Here is a 21,797-nt window from a genome sequence, read left to right as displayed (position 1 = left end):
GTGTTCACGCGCGGTATCGGCAGCGGCTGGACCATGCTGGCCCGCGGGCTCGGCGTGACCACGCGCACGCTGAGCCGCGCGGGCGAGATCGAACACGGACATCGGCGCGATGGCGCGGCGCTGGCACTGATCGCACTGAGCGCCGTGATCGCGGCGGCGGTCTGGTTGTCGGCAGGCGGGCCGATCGGCCACTGGGTGGAGGATGTGATCCGCGCGATCGCCGGATCGGCCTCCGCCGCACTGCCGTTCGTCGCCTCCGGGATCGCGGTCGTCCTGATGCGTACCGAACCGCGCCCCGAGATCCGACCGCGGCTGGTGCTCGGCGGCTTGCTGATCGGCTTGCCGCTCCTCGGGCTGTGGCATATCGCCGGGGGCGCGCCCACCGACGCGCACGGGCGTTCCCGTGCCGCCGGCTTCGTCGGTTTCGTCACCGGCGGGCCACTGACCAACGGCCTCACCGCCTGGCTCTCGGTTCCGATCCTGTTGCTGGCCATCGTCTTCGGCGCGCTGCTGGTGACCGGGACGACGGTGCGCGAGGTGCCGGAGAAGCTGCGGCGATACTTCGGCACCGAGACCGGTGGCGACGACTACGGCGAATTCGACGGCGAGTACCGGGATTACGACCCGGCCGACTACGACGCCGACGGCTTCCCGGTGCATCGCAGCACCGCCAAGCGGCGCGGTCGCACGCCCGCGGAGAACTACCCGCCCGACGAGTTCGGTGACCCCGACGCGGTCACAGAGGCGCTCGGCGAACCACCGCTGCGCGACGCCAAGCAGATTCCGGTCGAGGAACCCGCGCCGAAACCGAAGCCGAGGAAGCAGCGTCCCGCCGCGGTGGTGCAGGATCAGACGCCACCGCCGCCGCAACCGCAGCAACTGGAGTTCGTCCCCGATCGCGAGGTCGAAGGCGATTACACCCTGCCGCCGTTGTCGTTGCTGACCGACGGGGATCCGCCCAAGAAGCGCAGCGCCGCCAACGAATCGATGATCGAGGCGATCACCGAGGTGCTGGTGCAGTTCAAGATCGACGCCGCCGTCACCGGGTTCGTCCGCGGCCCCACGGTCACGCGCTACGAGGTAGAACTCGGGCCCGGCGTGAAGGTCGAGAAGATCACCGCGCTGGCGCGCAATATCGCCTACGCCGTCGCGACGGAGAACGTCCGGCTGCTCGCGCCGATCCCCGGCAAGTCCGCCGTCGGCATCGAGGTGCCGAACGCCGACCGCGAGCTGGTCCGGCTGGCCGACGTGCTGAAAGCGCCCAGTACCCGCACCGACCACCACCCGCTGGTGATCGGTCTTGGTAAGAACATCGAGGGCGAGTTCGTCTCGGCGAACCTGGCCAAGATGCCGCACCTGCTGGTCGCGGGCTCCACCGGTTCGGGTAAGTCGAGCTTCGTGAACTCGATGCTGGTGTCGCTGCTGCAGCGGGCGACGCCCGACGAGGTCCGCATGATCCTGATCGACCCGAAGATGGTGGAACTGACGCCCTACGAGGGCATCCCGCACCTGATCACGCCGATCATCACCCAGCCGAAGAAGGCCGCGGCCGCGCTGGCCTGGCTGGTGGAGGAGATGGAGCAGCGCTACCAGGACATGCAGGCCAACAAGGTGCGCCACATCGACGACTTCAACAAGAAGGTGAAGTCGGGAGCGATCACCGCGCCGCTGGGTAGCGAGCGGGTGTACCGGCCCTACCCGTACGTCCTGGCCATCGTCGACGAGCTGGCCGATCTGATGATGACCGCTCCGCGCGACGTGGAGGACGCCATCGTCCGCATCACCCAGAAGGCCCGTGCGGCGGGCATTCACCTCGTGCTGGCCACGCAGCGGCCGTCGGTGGACGTGGTGACGGGTCTGATCAAGACCAACGTGCCCTCCCGGCTGGCCTTCGCCACCTCGTCGCTGACCGACTCCCGCGTCATCCTCGACCAGCCGGGTGCGGAGAAGCTGATCGGCATGGGTGACGGCCTGTTCCTGCCGATGGGCGCGGGCAAGCCCACCCGTTTGCAGGGTGCGTTCATCAGCGACGAGGAGATCCATGCCGTCGTCGAGTTCACCAAGAACCAGGCCGAGCCGGAGTACCAAGAGGGCGTGACCGCCGCGAAGGCCGGGGAGAAGAAGGACGTCGACCCCGACATCGGCGACGATCTCGACGTCTTCCTGCAGGCGGTGGAACTCGTGGTCACTTCGCAGTTCGGGTCCACCTCCATGCTGCAGCGCAAGCTGCGCGTCGGTTTCGCCAAGGCGGGGCGGCTGATGGACCTCATGGAGACCCGCGGCGTGGTCGGTCCGAGCGAGGGTTCCAAGGCGCGTGATGTGCTCGTGAAACCCGATGAGCTGGAAGGGTTGCTGTGGTCGATCCGCGGCGGCGGGGACGACGGCGATGCGGAGCCGCCGGAGTGATCCGGCTGGTTCCCTCGGCGAGATTCGAACTCGCATCTCCCGGAATCTAGGTCCGGCGCCTCTACCGATTGGGCTACGAGGGATGGGTCGGAATTCCGACTTGGGGGATCGGCACGGACGGAGGGACTCGAACCCCCGGCCCGCGGTTTCGGAACGAAAAAGGGGCCACTCCTCGGCGGTCGGCCGCGGAGTGACCCCTTCGTACGGGTCTGCGAAAGACACGTTCAGGGGCGGCTCCGCGCGCTCATCCGCCACGCGGATGGGGCCGATAGCGCGGCGCGAGCATACGATTCGCGGGCACCGCTCGGCGACCCCTGCCGCCGCTCCGTCCCGGTCATCGTCTCGCCTTCCTGTGGTCTGATCTTCGCCGCTCAGAAACTAACATCGGATGCCGGTGTCGGGAACCGATTTTGCTTCGCCGACGACCCTACCTGGTTCAGTTCTCCCGGGCCTGAAGGGTATAGCTCGACGGCCGGTCTCTCCGGGTGCCGGGTCGGCCGCCCTTCGCCGTCCGGGCCCGCTGGAATCAGGGCGGGCAACACCGGTCGTCCGGGCGAGGAACCCGCGCAAGCGAGAGCGTGTCGCTGCCCATGTGGCATCGCGGGTGTCCACCGGGCAGCCCCGCGACGTCGCCGACGCAGGGCGTAGATCGAAGTGCGCCACGGCACCGAAGACGGGCGGGTCCCGTTGTGACGCGATGCATCGCCTGATCGGCAAATCCTGCGTGTGCGGGCGCGTTCGTCCCGGTCCTCGCGGTTCAGGGTGCGGTTCGTCGGTCACGCTGGAGGACTGCGGCACGAAACGTCGGCTGAACGCATGTGGAATTATGGGCGGCAATCACCCCGCTACCGAGCCTTACCGGACAAAGCGGGCATTATGGACATCATGATCTTCGCTACCGATCGGCATGCCGCATGCACGTAACCGCACTCGAATGGGCCATCACCGTCGTGGTGATCCTCGGATTGTTCGTCTTCGACTTCTTCGCCCACGTCCGTACCCCGCACGAGCCGTCCTTCCGCGAATCCGGATTCTGGTCCGCGGTCTACATCGGGCTGGCGCTGCTGTTCGGCGGCGTGGTCGCCTGGCAGTGGGGCTCCACCTACGCGGGGGAGTACTACGCGGGCTTCGTCACCGAGAAGGCGCTCTCGGTGGACAACCTGTTCGTGTTCCTGATCATCATGTCCACCTTCGCCGTGCCGCGGATCTACCAGCAGAAGGTTCTGCTGATCGGCATCGTGGTCGCCCTGGCCATGCGCGGTGCGTTCATCGCCGTCGGCGCGGCCGCGATCAGCGCGTTCAGCTGGGTCTTCTACCTGTTCGGGATCTTCCTCGTCTACACAGCGGTCAAGCTGCTGCGCGAAAGCGGCCACGAGGTCGAAGTCGAGGAGAAACGCGACAGCCGGATCGTCGCGCTGGCCAAGCGCGTGCTGCCGACCACCGACGAATACGACGGCGACAAGCTGGTGACCAGGATCGACGGACGCCGGGCGGTCACGCCGCTGTTGCTGACGTTGCTGGCGATCGGGTTCACCGATCTGCTCTTCGCGCTGGACTCGATCCCGGCCATCTACGGCCTGACCGAGCAGCCCTACCTCGTCTTCACCGCGAACGCGTTCGCGCTCATGGGCTTGCGACAGCTGTACTTCCTGATCGGCGGGCTGCTCGACCGGCTGGTCTACCTGTCCTACGGACTGGCCGCGATCCTCGCGTTCATCGGCGTGAAGCTGGTGCTGCACGCCCTGCACGAGAACACGCTGCCGTTCGTCAACGGCGGCGAGCACGTCGCGGTCCCGGAGATCTCCACGCCCGTCTCGCTGGGCGTCATCCTGGGCATCCTGGTGGTCGCGACGGTCGCCAGCCTGCTTCGGACGCGCGTGCGCGCCGACCGTTAACCGGTCAGGACGCGAAGGCGCCGAAGACCGGGGCCCACTCCACGGCGCGGACGTCGTCGATCAGGTTCTCCCTGGCGAACGGATCCCGGGCGAGCAGGTCCTTCAACTGCCCCGCGTCCTCCGAGCGGAAGATCAGCAGCGCTCCGGACCCGTCCGGGTACGGACCGCTGCTGAGCAGGGCGCCCGACTCGAGCAGGCCGGCCAGCCAGGCCCGGTGCTCGGGACGGTGCGCGTCCCGGCCTGCGATGGTGGACTCGGAGTAGACGTAGTGGACGGCGAAGATCGGCACGGGTATCGCTTTCCTGTGGGGACGGACTCAGAGCGTCAGCAGCATCCGAGTATTGCCGAGAGTGTTCGGCTTCACATAGCTCAGATCGAGGAACTCGGCCACGCCGGTGTCGTAGGAGCGGCACATCTCGGCGTACACCTCGGCGGTGACCGGGGTGCCGTCGATCTCGACGAAGCCGTGCCTGCCGAAGAACTCCACCTCGAAGGTCAGCACGAACAGTCGCTGCAACTCGAGTTCGCGGGCCACCGCGACCAGTCGCTGCACGATGAGCTTGCCCACACCGGAGCCCTTGACGTCGGGGTGCACCGCGACCGTGCGCACCTCCCCGAGGTCGGCCCACAGCACGTGCAGCGCGCCGCAGCCGACGACGCGGCCGTCCAATTCGGCGACCCAGAACTCCTGCACCGCCTCGTAGAGGGTGACCAGGTTCTTCTCCAGCAGGATCCGGCCCGCGTAGACGTCGATGAGGCGCTTGATCTCGGGCACATCGGAGGTTCGCGCGCGTCGGACGACCGGGAGGGAACTCTGCGCGGCAGAAGCCGCGCCCGGATACGCGTCGCTGGTCGAACCACCTAATGGTCCCCGAGAGGTCATGGGGTGCACAGTAGTCGGCCCGGCTACCGATACTCTGAACGTGTGCCGCGGATCAACTCGTTCAGCTCATCGCGTCGCGCCGGGTGGCGCGCCGCGATGACGAGGCGGCCGTGACCGAGCCTGTCGCCGGTGAGGCGAAGGCATGAGCGTACAACCCGACGAGACGGACCGCCCCTGGAGCGCGCCCGCCCCGCTCCGTCCCGGCTTCGCACCCGCGCAGGCCGAGACCGGGCCGCCGCTGCTGAACATCGCGAACGTGCTCACCATGCTGCGCATCGCGATCGTGCCGCTGTTCGTCGCGGCGCTGTTCGTCGGGGATGGCCACGAGACCGGCTGGCGAATCGCCGCCGCGGCGCTGTTCGGCCTCGCCGCGATCACCGACCGGTTCGACGGGCAATTGGCCCGCAAATACGGCCTGGTGACCGATTTCGGCAAACTGGCCGATCCCATCGCGGACAAGGCGCTGATCGGGTCCGCGGTGATCGGGCTGTCCCTGCTCGGTGATCTGGCCTGGTGGATCACCCTGGTGATCTGCGGGCGTGAGATCGGCGTCACACTGCTGCGTTTGATCGTGGTGCGGCGCGGCGTGATCCCGGCCGGACGCGGCGGCAAGCTCAAGACGCTGGTCCAGTCCCTGGCGATCGCCATGGTGCTGTTGCCGCTGTCGGGCTGGTCGGCCGGGATAGGCATGCCGCTGATGTACCTGGCGGTCGCGCTGACCGTGGGCACCGGACTGGACTACGTCGGTCAGGCGGCCCGGGTGTGGTTCGCGGGCGGCCCGGGGCGGACGCGCGGCGTATGAGCGATCCGCTGATCGCCGACGTGCCCGCCATCGATCTCGTGCGTGCACTGGTGACCGTGCGGCAAACCGTGGCCACCGCCGAATCCCTGACCGCGGGCCTGCTCGCGGCGACCATCGCCGGGGTGCCCGGCGCCAGCGCGGTGCTGCGCGGCGGTCTGGTGGTGTACGCCACGGACCTCAAGCACAGCCTCGCCGGTGTCGACGCGGAGGTCCTCGCGACCGAGGGACCGGTGGCGGCGAGCACCGCCGAACAGCTGGCCGTCGGCGCCCGCACGCGCTGCGGCGCGGACTGGGGGGTCGGCCTGACCGGCGTCGCGGGCCCCGATTCGCAGGACGGGCATCCGGTCGGCACGGTCTTCCTCGGACTGGCCGGTCCCGGGCATACCGAAGTGATGCGGTTGAAACTCCCGGGCGACCGGTGGACGATCAGAATCGGTGCGACGCGCACGGCGGTGTCGGAATTGCTGCGGTGTGTGCGGGAGGCGGGCTCGGGCCCGGCCGACCGCGTCGGGCGGAGCGGCTGAGGTGTCCCGGACGGGAACCAACCGCCCCGGCTCCGACGTTGTGCCAGAAAGAACGGCATGCGTGGGGTCGAGAATCTGTCGGCCCGGCGACCGGGAGCGAAGGAGAACGAGATGACGCTGCTGCGAGAGGCCATCGGGGACAGTCTGCGGCGTGCGCGTCTCGCCCAGAACCGGACCCTGCGCGAGGTGTCGACCTCGGCGCGGGTCAGCTTGGGCTATCTCTCCGAAGTCGAGCGCGGTCGCAAGGAGGCCTCCAGCGAACTGCTGGCCGCCATCTGCGAAGCGCTGGACGTCCCGCTGTCACGGGTGCTGTGGGATGTGAGCACGCTCATGGCGGGGGCCGACGGACCGACGGCCGGTGCGCCCGCGGACGACGCGGCGGCCGCGGCCGCCGTCGAGTCGGAGCGGACGGCGGCCGAGCCCGCGGCGCAGGAGGAATCCGCGCCCGCTCCGGCGACGGCGAGCATGTCGGCGGCCGACGCGGCCGCGCGGCCGCTGCCGCTGGCGGAGGACACGCGGATCGTCATCCCCGCTCCGCGATCGGACATGCTGGTCCTGGTGAAGGGCGTGTGACGCGCTACGAGACGTGGCCACGGCGGCAACGCTGCGGGCCGCCGCGGAAAGCGGATAGATTCTCCCTAGGCGTCGATCGGGCCGGGTTCGCCCGGCCCGGGTGCCGCATGATGGAGGATAGGCACATATCGGGTGCGTGACGGTCGCGCACTGGAGTCGCGCCGGAGCGCGGCATGTCAGATGGAGGCGGGATCAATCGATGGCTAGTCCGTTCGTCAAGGCCTGGAAATACCTGATGGCCCTCTTCGATTCGAAGATCGAGGAGCACGCGGATCCGAAGGTCCAGATTCAGCAGGCTATCGAGGAAGCCCAGCGGCAGCACCAGGCCCTCTCCCAGCAGGCCGCGTCGGTCATCGGCAACCAGCGTCAGCTGGAGATGAAGCTGAACCGGCAACTGGACGAAGTCGAGAAGCTCAACGCCAACGCGCGCCAGGCCGTCCTGCTGGCCGATCAGGCCACCGCGGCGGGTGATACCGAGAAGGCGATCCAGTACACCAACGCCGCCGAGGCGTTCGCCGCGCAGCTGGTCACCGCCGAGCAGTCCGTCGAGGACCTGAAGGTGCTGCACGACCAGTCGCTGCAGGCGGCGGCCCAGGCGAAGAAGGCCGTGGAGCAGAACGCGATGCTGCTGCAGCAGAAGGTCGCCGAGCGCACCAAGCTGCTCAGCCAGCTGGAACAGGCGAAGATGCAGGAGCAGGTCTCCGCCTCGCTGCAGCAGATGGATTCGACGCTGTCGGCGCCGGGCAGCACGCCGAGCCTGGACGCGGTCCGCGAGAAGATCGAGCGCCGCTACGCCAACGCGCTCGGTGCCGCCGAACTCGCGCAGAACTCGGTGCAGGGCCGGATGCTCGAGGTGCAGCAGGCCAGCATCCAGATGGCCGGGCACAGCAAGCTGGAGCAGATCCGCGCGTCCATGCGCGGCGACCAGCTGCCGGCCGGTGGCGCCCAGCCCGCCATCAATCCGGCGCAGGCGAATTCGGCACAACCCCAGATGAACAAGGGGCAGGCCGCGCAGCAGTAACCGCCGCGACCGGGCGTTCGGCCAACGCGTGTCGGTGGGGGCTGGTTCACTGGAGGACAAGGCGTGGGGACCCGACCGGCCGGCCGTCGGCCGAGTCGGGTCTCGGTCTGTCCGATGTGTGCAACCGGTGGGAGAGAAGGTATGAGCGGCAGTGTATTTCGCGAGCGGCAGCTCGACGCGCGGCGCCTGCGCGAGTCGGCGATGATCCGGGCACAAGCCGCGCTCGCGCCACAGCCGGGCAGCCTGCCGGACAGTCTTCGCGAAGTCGGCGAGAACGCGCTCGTCGCCGTGCGGCGCTGGGCCGATCCGCGGGAGCGTGAGCTGCGCCGCCGCCGCAGGGCTCGCAGGCGCAGTTTCCAGCTGGGCACCGTGTCCGGCCTCACCACGGCGGGAACTGTTGGCCTCGTTGTCGTTTCCGCGCCGGTGTGGGCCGTGGTCATGGTCGGCGGCGGCGCGGTCGCGTTGGTCACCGGTGCGGCGCTGAGCACTCGCCGCTATCTGCGGCTGCGGGGCGCACCGCTGCCGCAGGCGGCGTTCGTTCCGCGCAAGCAGCCTCCGTTGTGGTCGATCGCGCGCCCGTCGATCGCGCGTCTGGTGCGCGCGGAGAAGGCCTTGCACGGGATGGGCGTTCACATCGCTCGCTCGCATCGGCTGCCCCCCGACGAACTGGCCGACATGCTCGAGACGGCCGCTTCGGGCGCGGCGGCGCTGCACGCGCTGGCCGCCGACATCACGGCGATGGAACAGGGCCTCGGCGCCATGGGAAGCGCGAATTCGCCCGCGGCGGTGGCACTCACCGAGAACCTGCGGCTGACCTCGGCCAGGCTGGACGCGGGCGTCGCGGAGTACGAGCAGGTCGTCGCCGCGGCGGGCCGGATTCTCGCGGTTCCGGAGAACACCGTGGTGCGCCACCACTTCGACACCATTGTCGCGGATCTGCGCCACGCCTCCGACCGGCTGGACGGATGGGCCCAGGCCCTCATCGAGGTGGCCGACAAATCGGTGCCCGCGTCGCCGCGGCCACCGATCTGATCGGACCCGTTTCAGTTCTGCCGGTCCCGGCGGCGGAGTTCCTCGGCCCGGGCGCGAAACGCCGCGCCCATCAGTTCCCGGCTCTCGGCCATGAGATCGAGCACCTCCCAGGACGCCTTACGGGCGGCCGATCCGACGATCCCCGCGATCGCCGAACCGTGCCGCCGTGCCGCGGCCGCGAGTTCCTGCGCCAGCTCGTTCGTGTTTTCCATCGAGTCCCGGCCGCTACCTGAGATTCGGTGCATGACTGTGTGCTGATTGGGGTGTCTGCGTCATTCGATCATCCCTTCCCTGTTGTCGCGCAACGCCACTGTGCGTTCGAGATCAGAGTACATCCGTGCACTGAAATGGCGTACTGGCCGGTTTGTGACAGCGCCGACAGCGTCCGCGAACAGCTGAGCGCGCGGCCTCCCGCGCAGCGGTAGCCCCGACGCGGCGCCCGCGCGGTCGGTAGGCTGCGGCGATGCGGTTTCTCTCGACTCGCGGGCGCGACGGTGGGGTGGTCGGACTGACGGGCAGCCTGGATCGCTGGCTGGTCGGCCGCAGTGCGCGCGTGCGGCCGACCCCGGCGGACCGGGTGCTGAAGGCGTTGAGCACCTCCGCTGACAAGAATCGCTTGTGGATCGCGCTCGGGGCGATCCTGTTCGTGGCCGGGGATCGCTCGACCCGGCGCGGCGCGGTGCGCGGGCTGCTCGCGCTGAGCATCGCCAGCGGCGTGGCCAACGGCGTGGCCAAGCCGCTGTTTCCGCGCCGCCGTCCGCCGGACGAGTCCGTCCCGTTCGTGCGCAGGCTGGTCACACCGCCGGTCTCGTCGTCGTTCCCGTCCGGGCATTCGGCTTCCGCGGCCGCCTTCGCGACGGGCTTGGCGCTGGAATCTCCCGTGGCGGCCGCCGCGGTGGCCCCGGTCGCCGCCGCGGTCGGCTATTCGCGTGTGCACATCGGCGTGCACTGGCCGTCCGACGTGGTCGCGGGCGCGCTGTTCGGCGGTGTGGTCGCCCTGGTCACCCGGCGGTGGTGGGCGGTGCGCGACGACGGGCCCGCCACCCTGGGGCCGGTCGAGCACGTGGATCCGCTGCCGGGCGGCGCCGGGCTGCTGCTGATCGGCAATCCGCACGCGGGATCGGGCGGCGGCGACGACGCGCTCGCCGCCCTGCGTGACCGGCTGCCCGCCGCCGAGGTGCTGGAGCTCGGCGGCGACGAGGATGTCGAGGCGCGGGCCGGTGAACTGCTGCGGCGCGACGACATCCTCGCGCTCGGCGTCGTCGGCGGAGACGGGACGGTGTCGGCGGTCGCGGAGTACGCGGTGCGCCACCGGATGCCGCTGGCGGTCTTCGCCGGCGGCACGCTCAACCACTTCGCCAGGGATGCCGGAGTCGAGGACGCCGAGGTGACCCTCGCCGGGTTGGAATCGGGCGAAGCGGTCCGGGTCGACGTGGCCGAGGTGTGCTTCGACGACGCCGAGCGGCGCGTCTTCGTCAACACCGCCAGTCTCGGCGGTTATCCCGACTTCGTGCGCGTCCGCGAGCGCTGGGAGCGCCGGATCGGTAAATGGCCCGCCGCGGGAATGGCCATGGTGCGCGTGCTGTTCCGGGCCCAGCCGCTGCACGTCACCATCGACGGCGCCCGCGCCGCGCTGTGGATGCTGTTCGTCGGCAACGGCACCTACCACCCCGCCGACCAGATCCCGATGTCGCGCCCAGAGCTGCACGGCGGCACCCTCGACGTTCGCTACCTGCGCGCCGACGTCCCCTTCTCGCGGCTGCGGCTGGTCTTCGCGACGTTCACCGGCACGCTGGAGTATTCGCCCACCTACCGGCACCGCCGGGTCTCCCGCGTGGACGTGCGGGTGGCCGAGCAGCCGGTCTCCTTGGCCACCGACGGCGAGGTGGACCACCGCGGCAAGGACTTCCGGTTCACCAGCGGGCCCTCGGCGCTGATGCTGCTCAAGGGGGCTTCCGATACCGCGCGGCACGGGCTGCGGTGATCGTCTAGATAGCTATTTGATTGCTATCTCGCCTTGTCGGTCGCGTCGAGTCAGTGGATTACGGCTTGGTTCTGTTTGATTGTGACACCCGGGGGTAGTTGCCACCCTGTAGCTGATCTCTTCCGGCTTCGTCTGGGGCCGGGAACATGCACTACTGGGCAGGAGCACGTCATGCTTGATGTTTCCTACCGTCGATCGCTGCTCGACCAGGACACGCAGCGGCTGGATGTCAGCCGGTATCTGTCGTGTGAGACCGCCGAGGACCCGGTGCGGCTGTCGCGCAGAGCGCAGCGCGTCGTAGGCCCCGACGTCACCGATCGACCCACAAGCGATTGAACCCTTTTCCCAGCACGTGCGGTGGTCGGCCGCGTTCTGTCGGGCTGCCCGCCGCACGGACGAACTGCGGAGGAACCCATGACTGAAATGCTGGAAACGCTCATCGGAAGCTCGGTGTACGGTCTCGAAGGCGAGAAGATCGGCAAGGTCAAGCGGGTCTACGTCGACAACAATTCCGGATCACCCACCTGGATCGCGGTGTCCACCGGCCTGTTCAGCGCCGACGCCTTGGTCCCGCTGGCCGGGGCCGAGCACCGCCCCGAGTCGGCCACGTTGCAGGTGCGGGTCGGCAAGGACGCGGTGAAGGCCTCGCCCCAGCTCGACCACAACGGGCAGATCAGCCCGCAGGCCGAGCAGGAACTGTTCGATCATTACCAGATCGACCCGGAGCAGGCCGCCTGGGACGTCTACGGCAGGCAGCCGGTGCCGCAGCCGCGGCGAGCCCGCCCCGAGATGACTCGCCCGCCGGAGGAGCGCGCCGGGCAACCCGGAGACCCCGCCTCGGCCCGGATGCGGGCCTATCCGGGGAGTGACGAGGAGACGCTGCGGATGCCGCCGGCGGGCGAACGGGCACGCGTGGGACGCGAGCCGATGATCGACTCCTACGCCGTCGACACGGCCGATCTCGGCATGCGGGAACCGGAGAGCATGCCGCGTGAGGAGTCCATGGCCGAGGAACTCCCGGACGCCGAGCGCCGAAGGGGCTGATCGGGTGTGCGGAGCCCGGTCGCGCCCCCGCGCGATCGGGCTCCGGCCACTGCCGGACTCGACATGTGCCGGGTCCTGGACTCCGGGCTGTGACGTGCACGGTCAGTTCTGGCGAGCCAACTGAGATCACCGGCCCAGCGGTGCCGAGAGAAAACCCTGATCGCCGCCTTTGCGCGAGCGCGCGGCCTCGGGGGGAACCCTGATTTCCACCCCCATATCCCGCCTCACCTGGTGATTCGCACTCATTCGGATGCCATGCTCGAAGCGTAAACGGACTTCGGAAGGCATCGAAATGTTGTGGAAGATCATCGGTATCGTCGCGGTCGTCTGGATCGCGCTGGCGGTCATCGGCGCGCTGATCAAGGGCCTGTTCCCCATCTTGGTGATCAGCGCCATCGTGTTCGGGCTGTACCTGCTGTACAAGGCGGTGTCGGGCTCGGACAACTCGACGGTGAGCAAGCTGTAGCGGGAGAGGCGGCGGCGCCCTCGACTCCGCGCCGCCGCGACACGGGTGTGATCGGCTCGCACGCGGGTGTGGCAGGCTAGGCGGATGCGAGTAGCCGTCGTCGCAGGGCCCGATCCCGGTCACGCGTTCCCCGCTATCGCGTTGTGCCTGCGGTTCTTGGCGGCAGGTGACGAGCCTGTCTTGTTCACCGGTCCGCGCTGGTTCGACGCGGCCCTCGCCGCGGGCATCGGCGTGCGCAGACTCAAGGGCCTGGCACCCCGGCCGGTGGACGACGACGCCGACGCGGGACAGCGCATCCACGAGCGGGCCGCGCACATCTCTACCGAGATCCTGCCCGAACTGAGCGCCATGCTGCCCGAACTGGTGATCTCCGACGTGCTGACCGCCGGCGGCGGGATGGCCGCGGAGCGGCTCGGCGTCCCGTGGGTGGAACTGTCCCCGCACCCGCTGTATCTGCCGTCGAAGGGTTTGCCGCCCATCGGAAGCGGGCTCGCCCCCGGCGCGGGTCTGCGCGGGCGGATGCGCGACGGTGTACTGCGCGGCATGACCGCGCGTGCCCTCCGCAACGGGCGCCGCCAGCGCGAGCGGGCCCGCGAGAGCGTCGGTCTCCCGGCCGTCGACCCCGGTCCCGCCGCTCGCCTGATCGCCACGCTGCCCGCACTCGAGGTGCCGCGTCCCGACTGGCCGGAATCCACCCACGTGATCGGCCCGCTGCTGTGGGAGCCGACCGACGCGGTTCTGGACCTTCCGCCCGGTGACGGACCGCTGGTCATGGTCGCCCCATCGACCGCGCACACCGGCGTGGCGGGCATGGCGGAGACCGTGCTCGAGGCTCTGGATGGAACCGGTGTCCGCGTGGCGATTTCGATGCTGGACGCGCCGCCGGCCGACCTGCCGCCGTGGGCCACGGCGGGGCTGGGGCGGCAAGACGAACTGCTGACCCACGCGTCCGTCGTCGTGGGCGGCGGCGGACACGGTCTGCTCGCCAAGACACTGTCCGCGGGCGTCCCGATCGTCACCGTTCCCGGCGGCGGCGACCAGTGGGAGCTGGCCAATCGTGCTGCGCGGCAGGGCAGTTCGATCGTCGTCCGGCCGCTGTCGCCCGCTGCCGTCTGCGCCGCGGTTCAGGAAATCCTCGCCGACCCCCGCTACACCGCGGCGGCCGGGGAGGCCGCGGCCACGACCGAGTTCCCGGATCCTGTAGGCCTGTGCCACCAGGTCCGCTACGCCGTGCACTACTGATCGACGCGGGTGCCGGGTGTGCCACTGACCTGGCGACGCGCGGAATGGGAGTAAGTTCGGGACGGTGCGGTTGACCGAGTTCCAGGAACTGTTGCACACCGAGTTCGGTGTGGCCCGGGGCGACGCCCTGCTGGCCGACCATGTGATCCCCATGCTGGGCGGGCGCACCGGCGCCGACGCCATCGAGGCCGGGATCGATCCACGAGACGTGTGGCGCGCCCTGTGCGCCGAATTCGACGTGCCCAGGGCGCGCTGGTGAGCGCCTCGGGGCAGGTGGAGCGGGACGAGCCGCTGTACCGGTTCGACGAGCGGCAGCGGATGATCCCGCACGACCCGCAGCGCCTGGCCGCCCGGGTGGCGCAGGCCCGCCCCGACGACTTCGCCGGCTACCGGCAGACCGGCGTAGAGCTGATGTTGCTCGGCCGCTACGACGAGGCGCTCGATCACCTCGATCGCGCGCTGGAACTGGTGGACACCGAGCGGCGCAGGATCAGTGTCTGGATCAACCTGGGTGACGTCTACCGCTACCGCGGCGACGTCGGCACCGCCGAGACGTTGTATCGCCGCGCCGTGGCGCACGCGCGAGCGGCCGCTCCGGAAGTGCTCTCCTTCGCCGTGCAGCACTTGGGCAAGGCGCTCGCCGAGCGCAATCACCTGACCGAGGCGCGCGCGCTGCTGACCGAGGCGATGCGGCTGCGCGTCGCCGAAGGTGATCCCGAGGAGATCGAAGCCACCCGCGCCGCCCTGGACACGCTGGGCGAGCTGCCGATCCCGTTGCCGCCCACCGTCGCTGCGCTGTTCGGCGAGGCATCGAGCTGGTCGGACGAACACGAGGGCCTCAGCGGTGGGGTGGTGTCGGTCGACGGCGCCTACTGGCTCAAACGCGGACCGAAGGCGGTCGCCGAGTACGAGCGGCTCACCTGGTTGCGCGAGCACGGGATCGCCGTACCGGAGGTCGCGGCGTTCGAAGACGACGTCCTGGTGCTCACGGACGAGGGCGCGCCCAGCCTGGCGGCGCGAGCGAACTCCGCGCACGGGGCGTCGATCGGCACCGTGCTCGGCGGGCTACTTCGACGGCTGCACAGCATTCCGGTGACCGAGTGCCCGTTCGACGGCCGCCTCGACGTCGTTCTGGCACAGGCGCGCCGTAACGTCGTCGAAGGGCTCGTGGACGCGGAGGAGTTCGACGAAGACAACCGCGGAACCACCCCGGCGGACGTGCTCACCCGGCTGCTCCGGCAGCGGCCGACGGGGGAGGACCTGGTGGTGGCGCACGGTGATTTCACCCCGCCGAACGTGCTGGAGAACGAGATCCTGCTCGACGTGGGCGCACTCGGCGTGGCCGACCGCTACCGCGATCTGGCACTTGCCGTCCGCGATCTGCGCGCGGACTTCGGAGATGCGGAAGTGACGGCCTTCTTCTCGGCCTACGGGCTGACCGCGCCGGACGAGAGCCGCTTGGAGTACTACCGGCTGCTCGACGAATTGTTCTGAACTTCATTCTTTGCGCGCGTAGTGGCGAGCCGCTTTGGTGCGGTTGCCGCAGGTGGCCATGGAGTGCCAGCGGCGGGTTCCGTTCTTCGAGGTGTCGTAGAAGAACAGCACGCACTCCGGGTGCGCGCACTGACGGATCCGATCGGGCGCGGCGCGCAGCAGTTCCAGCAGGTTGTCGGCGGCCAGCCAGGCGGGCAGCCAGGCTTGTTCCGGCACATCCGCCAGGTCGGCGGGTCCGGTCTCGGTGAGTGCGCGGCGGATGCGGCCGTGTGCCAGCACGTCGTTGAGCCCGGTTGGGGAGGCGTGCACCACCACGTCGTAGATGGCTGTGCGCGCGGCCAGTACGGCGTGCAAGGTGGGCTCGTCGGCGGTCGCGCGATCGGTGAGGCCTGCGGTCGCCAGCCAGGTGCGTAGGCCGGCGACCTCGGTGAGCAGGTCCTGTGGTCCGTGCTCGATCCATCTCGTGTTCAGCAGATCGAGCGCCAGCGGTTCACCGAGGTGGGGGCGTGGATCGGGCATGCCCGAGGGTATCGAGTGCGCGTCGCGGTCCAAGGCGGCCACCTCCTGTCTAACTGATCAAATCATTTTCAGTGGTTGACGCGAGTGACGCCGGGCAGTATGTTCTAACTGTCAAAACCGTATTGAACGGTTAATCATTCCGAGGAGGAACTCATGACCGCGGTCGCCGCACCTCAGCTCGCCACCGGGCACATCGGCCTGAACGTCTCCGATCTGGATCGTTCGGTGGACTTCTATCGCCGGGCCCTCGGCTTCGAGCAGCTCGCCGCGAGCGCCGACGACCAGCGTCGCTGGGCCTTCCTCGGCGCGGACGGCAAGCTGGTCGTCACGCTGTGGGAACAGAGCGATGGCGCCTTCTCCACCGAAACGCCCGGCCTGCATCACCTTTCCTTCCAGGTCGACAGCATCGACCAAGTGCGCGCGGTGGAGCGGGTGCTGCGTGAGCTGTCGGTGGCCTTCGCGCACGACGGGGTGGTGGCGCACGGCGAGGGCGTCGCCTCGGGCGGGATCTTCTTCACCGATCCCGACGGCATTCGCCTGGAGGTCTACGCGCCCAGCGGCGCGGAATCCGCGCCCGCACCCAGCGGCGCCGCCCCGACCTGCGGCTTCTTCTGATCCGATCGTCCGCGTAGCGAAGGGAGCATCGTGGCTGAGCCGTTTCATCGCGGAGAGGTCGCCGTCCAGCGCCGGATGGGCCAGGCGGACATCGCCGAACGGGTCGGCCGCATGATCCGTCCCGATATCCCCGCGGTCGCCGCGGGGTTCCTGGCCGAACAGCGGATGGTCGTGCTCGCCGCCGCCGACACGGCGGGCAGGCTGTGGGCGAGCGAGCTGGTCGGGCAGCCGGGTTTCGTCCGGGCGGTGGACGACCGGACGATAGCGGTCGGCGTCCGGCCCGCGGCCACCGATCCGTTGCACGAAGCGCTGACCCATCGCTGCGGGGTCGGCATGATCGCCCTGCAACCGCAGCGGCGCAGGCGGATGCGGGTCAACGGCAGATCGACGCCGGAGGGCGCGGGCCTGCGCATCGTCACCGACCAGGTGTACTCGAACTGTCCCAAGTACATCGCCCGGCGTGAGGTCGAGAGCTATACGCCCGCTGCCGAGGCGCCGGTGATGCGTCACGGTGTCGAACTCGATGCCGACCAGCGGGCCGCGGTAGCGGCGGCCGACACCTTCTTCGTCGCGACCGCGGACGCCGACGGCAACGCCGACGCCTCGCATCGTGGCGGGAATCCGGGCTTCCTCCAGGCGCTTTCGCCGACGCGGCTGCGCTGGCCGGATTACCGGGGCAATTCGATGTTCATGACGCTCGGCAACATCGAGGTCAACCCCCGGTGCGGGATCCTGATCCCCGATTGGTCCACGGGCGCCACATTGCAACTCACCGGCACCGCCGAGTTGATCTGGGCTCCAGAGACTTTCGCGGCAGGCGCGCAATGCTCCCTCGAATTCACCGTCGAGGAGGTACTCGAGCGGCCCGGGGGAGCGCTGCGGTGGGGGCCTGCCGAACTGTCGCCCGTCAACCCCTGAACCTCACGAGAAAGGAGCCCTCCCATGCGACCTCCCCTGCCACCGTTCGACGCGGAATCAGCGAAAGCCAAAGTGCGGGCCGCCGAGAACGCCTGGAACACCCGCGATCCGGAGCGAGTCGCCGCCGCTTACACCGAGGACTCGGTGTGGCGCAATCGTGCGGAGTTCTTCACCGGCCGCGCCGCCATCGTCGAGTTCCTCACCAGGAAGTGGTCCATCGAGAACGGCTACGCGCTGCGCAAGGATCTGTGGGCCTTCGAAGGCAACCGAATCGCGGTGCGCTTCCAGTACGAATGGCACGACGAGTCCGGCCGGTGGTTCCGCAGCTACGGCAACGAGCAGTGGGAGTTCGCGCCGGACGGGCTGATGTCACGGCGGGAGGCCAGCATCAACGACGTCCGTATCGAGGAATCCGAGCGGCGCGTCTTCGGGCCGCGCGATCCGGGCGACGAGACGGTGCTGCCCCAGCGCTGAGGAAGTCCTCCGCGCCACGCGGGCACAGGAGACGGCGGCGCCCATGCGCCGCCGCCTCGTCGTCTCGGATCGTGGTCAGGCGGCGACGGCCTGCCGCTGGGCTTCGGATGGCTCGGCGTTCGCGCGCTGCCGGTGGAACAGGGCGAAGGCGACCAGCCCGAATCCGACGCCCACCGCCGCCGCGACGCCGAACGCCGCGTCGAGCCCGGCGACGAAGCGCGACAACGTCATCGGCTGCTCGGCGGTCGCCACACCGCGGAACACGGTGCCGAGTACCGCGACGCCGAGGGCCAAGCCCAGTTGCCGCGCGGTGTTCACCGCCCCCGCGGCCGTGCCGGCCTGCTCCGGGGCGACGGCCGCCATGCCGACCGACACCAGCGCGGGCGCGTTGACGCCGATCCCGAGGCCGATCACCACGAATCCGGGGATCAATGCGAGCCAGGAGGACCCGGGGCCGACGAGCATGAGCAGCCAGGCGCCCAGGCCGACCACCACCAACCCCGCTCCGATGGTCCACTTCGGTGCGACATCGTGCAGCAGCCGCCCGAACGTGCCCGCCACCACGAACGCGGTGGCGGCCATCGGAAGCATCGCCAGGCCCGCGTGCAAGGGGGACATGTGCAGTTGCTGCTGCAGCCACAGCGAGATCAGGGGACTGCTCGCGAACGCGGCGAACGTCTGCCCGGACGCGCCGAACAGGGTCGCGGCGAAGTCGCGGTTGCGCAGCAGCGCCAGCGGGAACATCGGCGCGGCACCGCGCGCCTCGACGAAACCGAAGACCAGCGCCGCCGCGGCGCCGCCGGCGAACGCGATCACCGCGGCCGTGTCGGTCCAGCCGTGTTCGCCACCGCGGATGACGCCGTAGGTGACCGCCGTCGCGGCGGTCGCGAACGACAGCATGCCCCGCACATCCACTACTCGGTCGATCCGCCGCGGGGAGGGTGGGAACACCGTGGCGGTCAGGGCGATCGCCAGCACGGCGATGGGCAGGTTGACGAAGAAGATCCAACGCCACGACAGCGCCTCGGTGAGGACCCCGCCGAGCACCACGCCGATTCCCGCCGCCGCTCCGGACACCGCGCCCCAGACGCCGAAGGCGACGCCGCGGTCGCGGCCGGTGTAGGTGGCGTGCAGCAAAGACAGCGTGGTGGCGAACATGGCCGCGCCGCCGACGCCCTGCAGCGCCCGCGCCGCGACGAGGACCGCCGCGGATCCGGCGACGCCGCAGCCGAGCGACGCGACCGCGAAGACGACCAGTCCGGCCAGGTACGCGCGCTTCGCACCGGCCCGGTCGGCGAGTGAGCCCAGCACCAGCAGCAATGCCGCCAATGCCAAGGCATAGCCGTCCACCACCCACTGCAAGCCGGACAATCCGGTGTCCAGATCGGCGGCGATGTCGGGCAGGGCGACGTTCACGATGGTGACGTCGATCAGCAGCATCAGCGTGCCGAGGCACGCGGCGAACAAGGGGAGCCATTTCCTCACGGGAGCCTCCACGGCGGATTCGAATGATTTCGACGCCAAGCGTGCGGCATCCGGACAGATCCCCCTAGCCAGCCGCGTGCGGGCGTTAGATTCTTCCAGTGCTCGACGAAACCTCGACGGAATCCTCCGAATTGGATGTCCTGGACAAACAGATCATGCAGGCGCTGGTGCACGATGCCCGGATCCCGTTCGCCCGGCTCGGCGGCATCCTCGGGGTCTCCGAGCAGACGGTGGCGCGGCGCTACCGCGCGCTGCGTCAGCGCGGCATCCTGCACGTGTCCGGGCAGGTGAACGCGGTGCCGCTCGGCCACGCGCGCTGGGTGCTGCGCCTGAGATCGACGCCGGACAAAGCGCTGCGGCTGGCCGAAGCGCTGGCGCGGTTCCCGGACCTGAGCTGGGTGACACTGCTGTCCACCGGTTCCGAGGTGACCTGTGTGGGCAGGCCGCGTTCGATCCAGCGGCGCGACGCCCTGCTGCTGCACATCCTGCCGCGCGCCCCGCAAGTGCTGGAACTGACCGCGCACGAGGTCATCCACCGTTTTCCGCTCGACGAGGAGTGGCCGCGCCATCGGCACCTGCTGACCGCCGCCCAGCTCGACGAGCTCGGCGCCGCCCGGCCCCGGCCCGCGGACGCGGGGCCGGAGACGCCGGTGGATTTGTCCGCGGCCGACGAGGCGATGCTCGCGCTGCTCGGCCGGGACGGGCGCGCTCCGTACGCCCGACTCGCCGCCGAAACCGGGTGGACCGCGCCGCGGGTCGCGCGGCGGATGGCCGAGCTGACGGCGGCGGGAGTGCTGTACTTCGACGTCGATTTCGCGATCGAGCGGATGGGCTACGGGGTGCGCGGCGCGCTGTGGCTGCGCGTGCGTCCCGCCGATCTGGACGCGGTGGGGCACGCGATGGCGACCCATCCGGAGATCGTCTTCGTCGCCGCCACCACCGGACCGTCCAATATGTTCGCCTCGATCATCTGCCGCGACACCGCGGACCTCTACCGGTACGTGACCGGGCGGCTCGGCGCGCTGGAGGGGATCACCGGCCTCGAGGTGACGCCGTCGCTGCGCGTACTCAAGCAGGCGCAGACGCTGCTGGACACCGACCGGATCGCGCTGATGCCCTGATCGCACGGCGTTTGCCGAGGACGGCGCCGGCGGTGCGGAGGGCGCCGGGCGCGTCACTTGACTCGAACACCTGTTCGTCTAGTCTGGTCGCCAGAACTTGTCGGTGCCGGGCTCTACTGTAGGCGCCAACCACAGAACGAGACTCACCCGTCGAAAAGGGGATCAGGACATGGCACCACAGGCGTACGACCGGGACAAGGCGCTCGAACTCGCGCTGGCCCAGGTGGAGAAGAGCTTCGGCAAGGGCGCCGTCATGCGCCTGGGCGAGGAGGCGCGCCAGCCCATCTCGGTGATCCCCACCGGCTCCATCGCGCTCGACGTGGCGCTGGGCATCGGCGGCCTGCCGCGTGGCCGCGTCGTCGAGATCTACGGTCCGGAATCCTCGGGTAAGACCACCGTGGCGTTGCACGCGGTGGCCAACGCGCAGGCGGCGGGCGGGGTGGCGGCGTTCATCGACGCCGAGCACGCGCTCGATCCGGACTACGCCCGCAAGCTGGGCGTCGACACCGACGCGCTGCTGGTCTCCCAGCCCGACACCGGTGAGCAGGCGCTGGAGATCGCCGACATGCTGGTGCGCTCCGGCGCCATCGACATCATCGTCATCGACTCGGTGGCCGCGTTGGTGCCGCGCGCCGAGATCGAGGGCGAGATGGGTGACAGCCACGTCGGTCTGCAGGCGCGTCTGATGAGCCAGGCGCTGCGCAAGATGACCAGCGCGCTGAACAATTCCGGTACCACCGCGATCTTCATCAACCAGCTGCGCGAGAAGATCGGCGTGATGTTCGGTTCGCCGGAGACCACCACCGGCGGTAAGGCGCTGAAGTTCTACGCGTCGGTGCGCCTGGATGTGCGCCGCATCGAGACGCTCAAGGACGGCAGCGACGCGGTGGGCAACCGCACCCGCGTGAAGGTCGTGAAGAACAAGGTCTCCCCGCCGTTCAAGCAGGCCGAGTTCGATATCCTCTACGGGCACGGCATCTCCAAGGAGGGCTCGCTCATCGACATGGGCGTCGAGCAGGGCTTCATCCGTAAGTCCGGCTCCTGGTACACCTACGAGGGCGATCAGCTCGGTCAGGGCAAGGAGAACGCCCGCAAGTTCCTGCTGGAGAACATCGACGTCCGCGACGAGATCGAGAAGAAGATCAAGGAGAAGCTCGGCATCGGCGCCGACGTGACGGCCGACGTGGCCGCGGAGGTGCCCGCCGATTTCTGAGCCGACGAACCGCCGCCGCTCACCCGGGGCGTCTTCGGCCGACCCGGGGGCCGACGTCGTGCAAGACATGCGGCGCCGGCTGGAAG

At 69.6% G+C, this 21,797-nt stretch carries 24 protein-coding genes and 1 tRNA gene; 19 read left to right on the top strand and 6 right to left on the bottom strand.

All coding sequences use genetic code 11. The features are described 5' to 3' along the window. Nucleotides 1–2,406: a DNA translocase FtsK gene (locus NG1_RS23305; RefSeq protein ID WP_218018991.1), complete on the top strand. Its 2,406-nt coding sequence runs from the start codon at nt 1–3 to the stop codon at nt 2,404–2,406. Nucleotides 2,407–2,412: 6 nt separating this feature from the next. On the opposite strand, the gene NG1_RS23300 is transcribed toward NG1_RS23305, so the two are convergent. After that, nucleotides 2,413–2,489 (bottom strand) — tRNA-Leu (locus NG1_RS23300). A gap of 831 nt (nt 2,490–3,320) precedes the next feature. On the opposite strand from NG1_RS23300, the gene NG1_RS23295 reads away from it, so the two are divergent. Continuing rightward, on the top strand, nt 3,321–4,301 hold the full coding sequence (locus tag NG1_RS23295) for a TerC family protein (RefSeq protein WP_062974067.1): 981 nt from the start codon (nt 3,321–3,323) through the stop codon (nt 4,299–4,301). 4 nt (nt 4,302–4,305) lie between these two features. Here NG1_RS23295 and NG1_RS23290 read toward each other — a convergent pair whose 3' ends face one another. Further along, nucleotides 4,306–4,590 carry a YciI family protein gene (locus NG1_RS23290; protein ID WP_062974065.1) on the bottom strand — a complete coding sequence of 95 codons (285 nt, stop codon included), beginning with the start codon at nt 4,588–4,590 and terminating at the stop codon, nt 4,306–4,308. A 27-nt stretch (nt 4,591–4,617) separates the two neighbouring features. Then, on the bottom strand, nt 4,618–5,184 hold the full coding sequence (locus NG1_RS23285) for an amino-acid N-acetyltransferase (RefSeq protein ID WP_040867957.1): 567 nt from the start codon (nt 5,182–5,184) through the stop codon (nt 4,618–4,620). 142 nt (nt 5,185–5,326) lie between these two features. On the opposite strand from NG1_RS23285, the gene pgsA reads away from it, so the two are divergent. The 5 genes from pgsA to pspM all read left to right on the top strand — a co-directional run bounded on the left by pgsA (nt 5,327) and on the right by pspM (nt 9,136). After that, entirely contained in the window at nt 5,327–5,986 is a 660-nt protein-coding gene (gene pgsA / locus NG1_RS23280) for a CDP-diacylglycerol--glycerol-3-phosphate 3-phosphatidyltransferase (RefSeq protein ID WP_040867956.1), read from the top strand. Next, a complete protein-coding gene (locus NG1_RS23275) occupies nt 5,983–6,510 on the top strand; it encodes a CinA family protein (RefSeq protein ID WP_062974110.1) in 528 nt (175 codons plus the stop codon). Before pgsA ends, NG1_RS23275 begins: the two co-directional genes overlap by 4 nt. A gap of 111 nt (nt 6,511–6,621) precedes the next feature. Continuing rightward, complete coding sequence (locus tag NG1_RS23270) at nt 6,622–7,083, top strand: helix-turn-helix domain-containing protein (protein ID WP_040867954.1); 462 nt, start codon at nt 6,622–6,624, stop codon at nt 7,081–7,083. Between the two features lie 199 nt (nt 7,084–7,282). After that, nucleotides 7,283–8,104, top strand: a complete 822-nt coding sequence (gene pspA, locus NG1_RS23265; RefSeq protein WP_062974061.1) for a phage shock protein PspA — start codon at nt 7,283–7,285, stop codon at nt 8,102–8,104. A gap of 141 nt (nt 8,105–8,245) precedes the next feature. After that, a complete protein-coding gene (gene pspM / locus NG1_RS23260; RefSeq protein WP_245660011.1) occupies nt 8,246–9,136 on the top strand; it encodes a phage shock envelope stress response protein PspM in 891 nt (296 codons plus the stop codon). Nucleotides 9,137–9,147: 11 nt separating this feature from the next. Here pspM and NG1_RS23255 read toward each other — a convergent pair whose 3' ends face one another. After that, on the bottom strand, nt 9,148–9,348 hold the full coding sequence (locus NG1_RS23255; RefSeq protein WP_062974059.1) for a hypothetical protein: 201 nt from the start codon (nt 9,346–9,348) through the stop codon (nt 9,148–9,150). A gap of 251 nt (nt 9,349–9,599) precedes the next feature. Between NG1_RS23255 and NG1_RS23250 the strand changes: the two genes are divergently transcribed. The 7 genes from NG1_RS23250 to NG1_RS23230 all read left to right on the top strand — a co-directional run bounded on the left by NG1_RS23250 (nt 9,600) and on the right by NG1_RS23230 (nt 15,366). Continuing rightward, the gene (locus NG1_RS23250; protein WP_062974057.1) at nt 9,600–11,120 is read left to right on the top strand and encodes a bifunctional phosphatase PAP2/diacylglycerol kinase family protein; all 1,521 of its coding nucleotides are present in this window, start codon (nt 9,600–9,602) and stop codon (nt 11,118–11,120) included. A gap of 171 nt (nt 11,121–11,291) precedes the next feature. Further along, entirely contained in the window at nt 11,292–11,456 is a 165-nt protein-coding gene (locus NG1_RS36885) for a hypothetical protein (RefSeq protein WP_157114182.1), read from the top strand. A gap of 78 nt (nt 11,457–11,534) precedes the next feature. Then, entirely contained in the window at nt 11,535–12,164 is a 630-nt protein-coding gene (locus tag NG1_RS23245; protein WP_084499121.1) for a PRC-barrel domain-containing protein, read from the top strand. 292 nt (nt 12,165–12,456) lie between these two features. Next, nucleotides 12,457–12,630 carry a hypothetical protein gene (locus tag NG1_RS37525; RefSeq protein ID WP_039799283.1) on the top strand — a complete coding sequence of 58 codons (174 nt, stop codon included), beginning with the start codon at nt 12,457–12,459 and terminating at the stop codon, nt 12,628–12,630. 84 nt (nt 12,631–12,714) lie between these two features. Continuing rightward, entirely contained in the window at nt 12,715–13,872 is a 1,158-nt protein-coding gene (locus tag NG1_RS23240) for a glycosyltransferase (protein WP_062974053.1), read from the top strand. Nucleotides 13,873–13,936: 64 nt separating this feature from the next. Further along, nucleotides 13,937–14,131 (top strand): DUF3046 domain-containing protein, encoded by a 195-nt coding sequence (locus NG1_RS23235; protein ID WP_062974051.1) that lies wholly within the window; start codon nt 13,937–13,939, stop codon nt 14,129–14,131. Beyond that, entirely contained in the window at nt 14,128–15,366 is a 1,239-nt protein-coding gene (locus NG1_RS23230; protein ID WP_245660010.1) for an aminoglycoside 3'-phosphotransferase, read from the top strand. The genes NG1_RS23235 and NG1_RS23230 overlap by 4 nt, the downstream gene beginning before the upstream one ends. 3 nt (nt 15,367–15,369) lie before the next feature. Here NG1_RS23230 and NG1_RS23225 read toward each other — a convergent pair whose 3' ends face one another. Continuing rightward, nucleotides 15,370–15,885, bottom strand: a complete 516-nt coding sequence (locus NG1_RS23225; protein ID WP_062974104.1) for a CGNR zinc finger domain-containing protein — start codon at nt 15,883–15,885, stop codon at nt 15,370–15,372. Between the two features lie 153 nt (nt 15,886–16,038). Here NG1_RS23225 and NG1_RS23220 point away from each other — a divergent pair, with 153 nt between their 5' ends. From NG1_RS23220 to NG1_RS23210, 3 genes are all read left to right on the top strand, one after another. After that, a complete protein-coding gene (locus tag NG1_RS23220; RefSeq protein ID WP_062974049.1) occupies nt 16,039–16,500 on the top strand; it encodes a VOC family protein in 462 nt (153 codons plus the stop codon). A 75-nt stretch (nt 16,501–16,575) separates the two neighbouring features. After that, nucleotides 16,576–17,418: a pyridoxamine 5'-phosphate oxidase family protein gene (locus NG1_RS23215; protein ID WP_062974102.1), complete on the top strand. Its 843-nt coding sequence runs from the start codon at nt 16,576–16,578 to the stop codon at nt 17,416–17,418. 24 nt (nt 17,419–17,442) lie between these two features. Continuing rightward, the gene (locus NG1_RS23210) at nt 17,443–17,892 is read left to right on the top strand and encodes a nuclear transport factor 2 family protein (protein WP_062974047.1); all 450 of its coding nucleotides are present in this window, start codon (nt 17,443–17,445) and stop codon (nt 17,890–17,892) included. A gap of 75 nt (nt 17,893–17,967) precedes the next feature. Here the strand turns inward: NG1_RS23210 and NG1_RS23205 are convergent, their stop codons facing one another. Then, complete coding sequence (locus NG1_RS23205) at nt 17,968–19,377, bottom strand: MFS transporter (RefSeq protein ID WP_245660009.1); 1,410 nt, start codon at nt 19,375–19,377, stop codon at nt 17,968–17,970. Between the two features lie 98 nt (nt 19,378–19,475). Between NG1_RS23205 and NG1_RS23200 the strand changes: the two genes are divergently transcribed. Then, nucleotides 19,476–20,498 carry an Lrp/AsnC family transcriptional regulator gene (locus tag NG1_RS23200; RefSeq protein WP_245660008.1) on the top strand — a complete coding sequence of 341 codons (1,023 nt, stop codon included), beginning with the start codon at nt 19,476–19,478 and terminating at the stop codon, nt 20,496–20,498. A 169-nt stretch (nt 20,499–20,667) separates the two neighbouring features. Further along, nucleotides 20,668–21,711 (top strand): recombinase RecA, encoded by a 1,044-nt coding sequence (gene recA / locus NG1_RS23195; RefSeq protein WP_062974041.1) that lies wholly within the window; start codon nt 20,668–20,670, stop codon nt 21,709–21,711. Nucleotides 21,712–21,797 lie beyond the last annotated feature (86 nt).

This window comes from Nocardia gamkensis NBRC 108242, assembly GCF_001612985.1.
Classification (GTDB): domain Bacteria; phylum Actinomycetota; class Actinomycetes; order Mycobacteriales; family Mycobacteriaceae; genus Nocardia; species Nocardia gamkensis.
This window is presented reverse-complemented; position numbering and strand designations above follow the sequence as displayed.

Excerpts from the sequence above, each read along its gene's own strand:
- NG1_RS23295 (WP_062974067.1), top strand. The coding sequence starts at position 3,321 with ATGCACGTAACCGCACTCGAATGGGCCATCACCGTCGTGGTGATCCTC.
- NG1_RS23285 (WP_040867957.1), bottom strand. The coding sequence starts at position 5,184 with ATGACCTCTCGGGGACCATTAGGTGGTTCGACCAGCGACGCGTATCCG.
- pgsA (WP_040867956.1), top strand. The coding sequence starts at position 5,327 with ATGAGCGTACAACCCGACGAGACGGACCGCCCCTGGAGCGCGCCCGCC.
- NG1_RS23275 (WP_062974110.1), top strand. The coding sequence starts at position 5,983 with ATGAGCGATCCGCTGATCGCCGACGTGCCCGCCATCGATCTCGTGCGT.
- NG1_RS23270 (WP_040867954.1), top strand. The coding sequence starts at position 6,622 with ATGACGCTGCTGCGAGAGGCCATCGGGGACAGTCTGCGGCGTGCGCGT.
- pspA (WP_062974061.1), top strand. The coding sequence starts at position 7,283 with ATGGCTAGTCCGTTCGTCAAGGCCTGGAAATACCTGATGGCCCTCTTC.
- pspM (WP_245660011.1), top strand. The coding sequence starts at position 8,246 with ATGAGCGGCAGTGTATTTCGCGAGCGGCAGCTCGACGCGCGGCGCCTG.
- NG1_RS23255 (WP_062974059.1), bottom strand. The coding sequence starts at position 9,348 with ATGGAAAACACGAACGAGCTGGCGCAGGAACTCGCGGCCGCGGCACGG.
- NG1_RS23250 (WP_062974057.1), top strand. The coding sequence starts at position 9,600 with ATGCGGTTTCTCTCGACTCGCGGGCGCGACGGTGGGGTGGTCGGACTG.
- NG1_RS36885 (WP_157114182.1), top strand. The coding sequence starts at position 11,292 with ATGCTTGATGTTTCCTACCGTCGATCGCTGCTCGACCAGGACACGCAG.
- NG1_RS23245 (WP_084499121.1), top strand. The coding sequence starts at position 11,535 with ATGACTGAAATGCTGGAAACGCTCATCGGAAGCTCGGTGTACGGTCTC.
- NG1_RS37525 (WP_039799283.1), top strand. The coding sequence starts at position 12,457 with ATGTTGTGGAAGATCATCGGTATCGTCGCGGTCGTCTGGATCGCGCTG.
- NG1_RS23240 (WP_062974053.1), top strand. The coding sequence starts at position 12,715 with ATGCGAGTAGCCGTCGTCGCAGGGCCCGATCCCGGTCACGCGTTCCCC.
- NG1_RS23225 (WP_062974104.1), bottom strand. The coding sequence starts at position 15,885 with ATGCCCGATCCACGCCCCCACCTCGGTGAACCGCTGGCGCTCGATCTG.
- NG1_RS23220 (WP_062974049.1), top strand. The coding sequence starts at position 16,039 with ATGACCGCGGTCGCCGCACCTCAGCTCGCCACCGGGCACATCGGCCTG.
- NG1_RS23215 (WP_062974102.1), top strand. The coding sequence starts at position 16,576 with ATGGGCCAGGCGGACATCGCCGAACGGGTCGGCCGCATGATCCGTCCC.
- NG1_RS23210 (WP_062974047.1), top strand. The coding sequence starts at position 17,443 with ATGCGACCTCCCCTGCCACCGTTCGACGCGGAATCAGCGAAAGCCAAA.
- recA (WP_062974041.1), top strand. The coding sequence starts at position 20,668 with ATGGCACCACAGGCGTACGACCGGGACAAGGCGCTCGAACTCGCGCTG.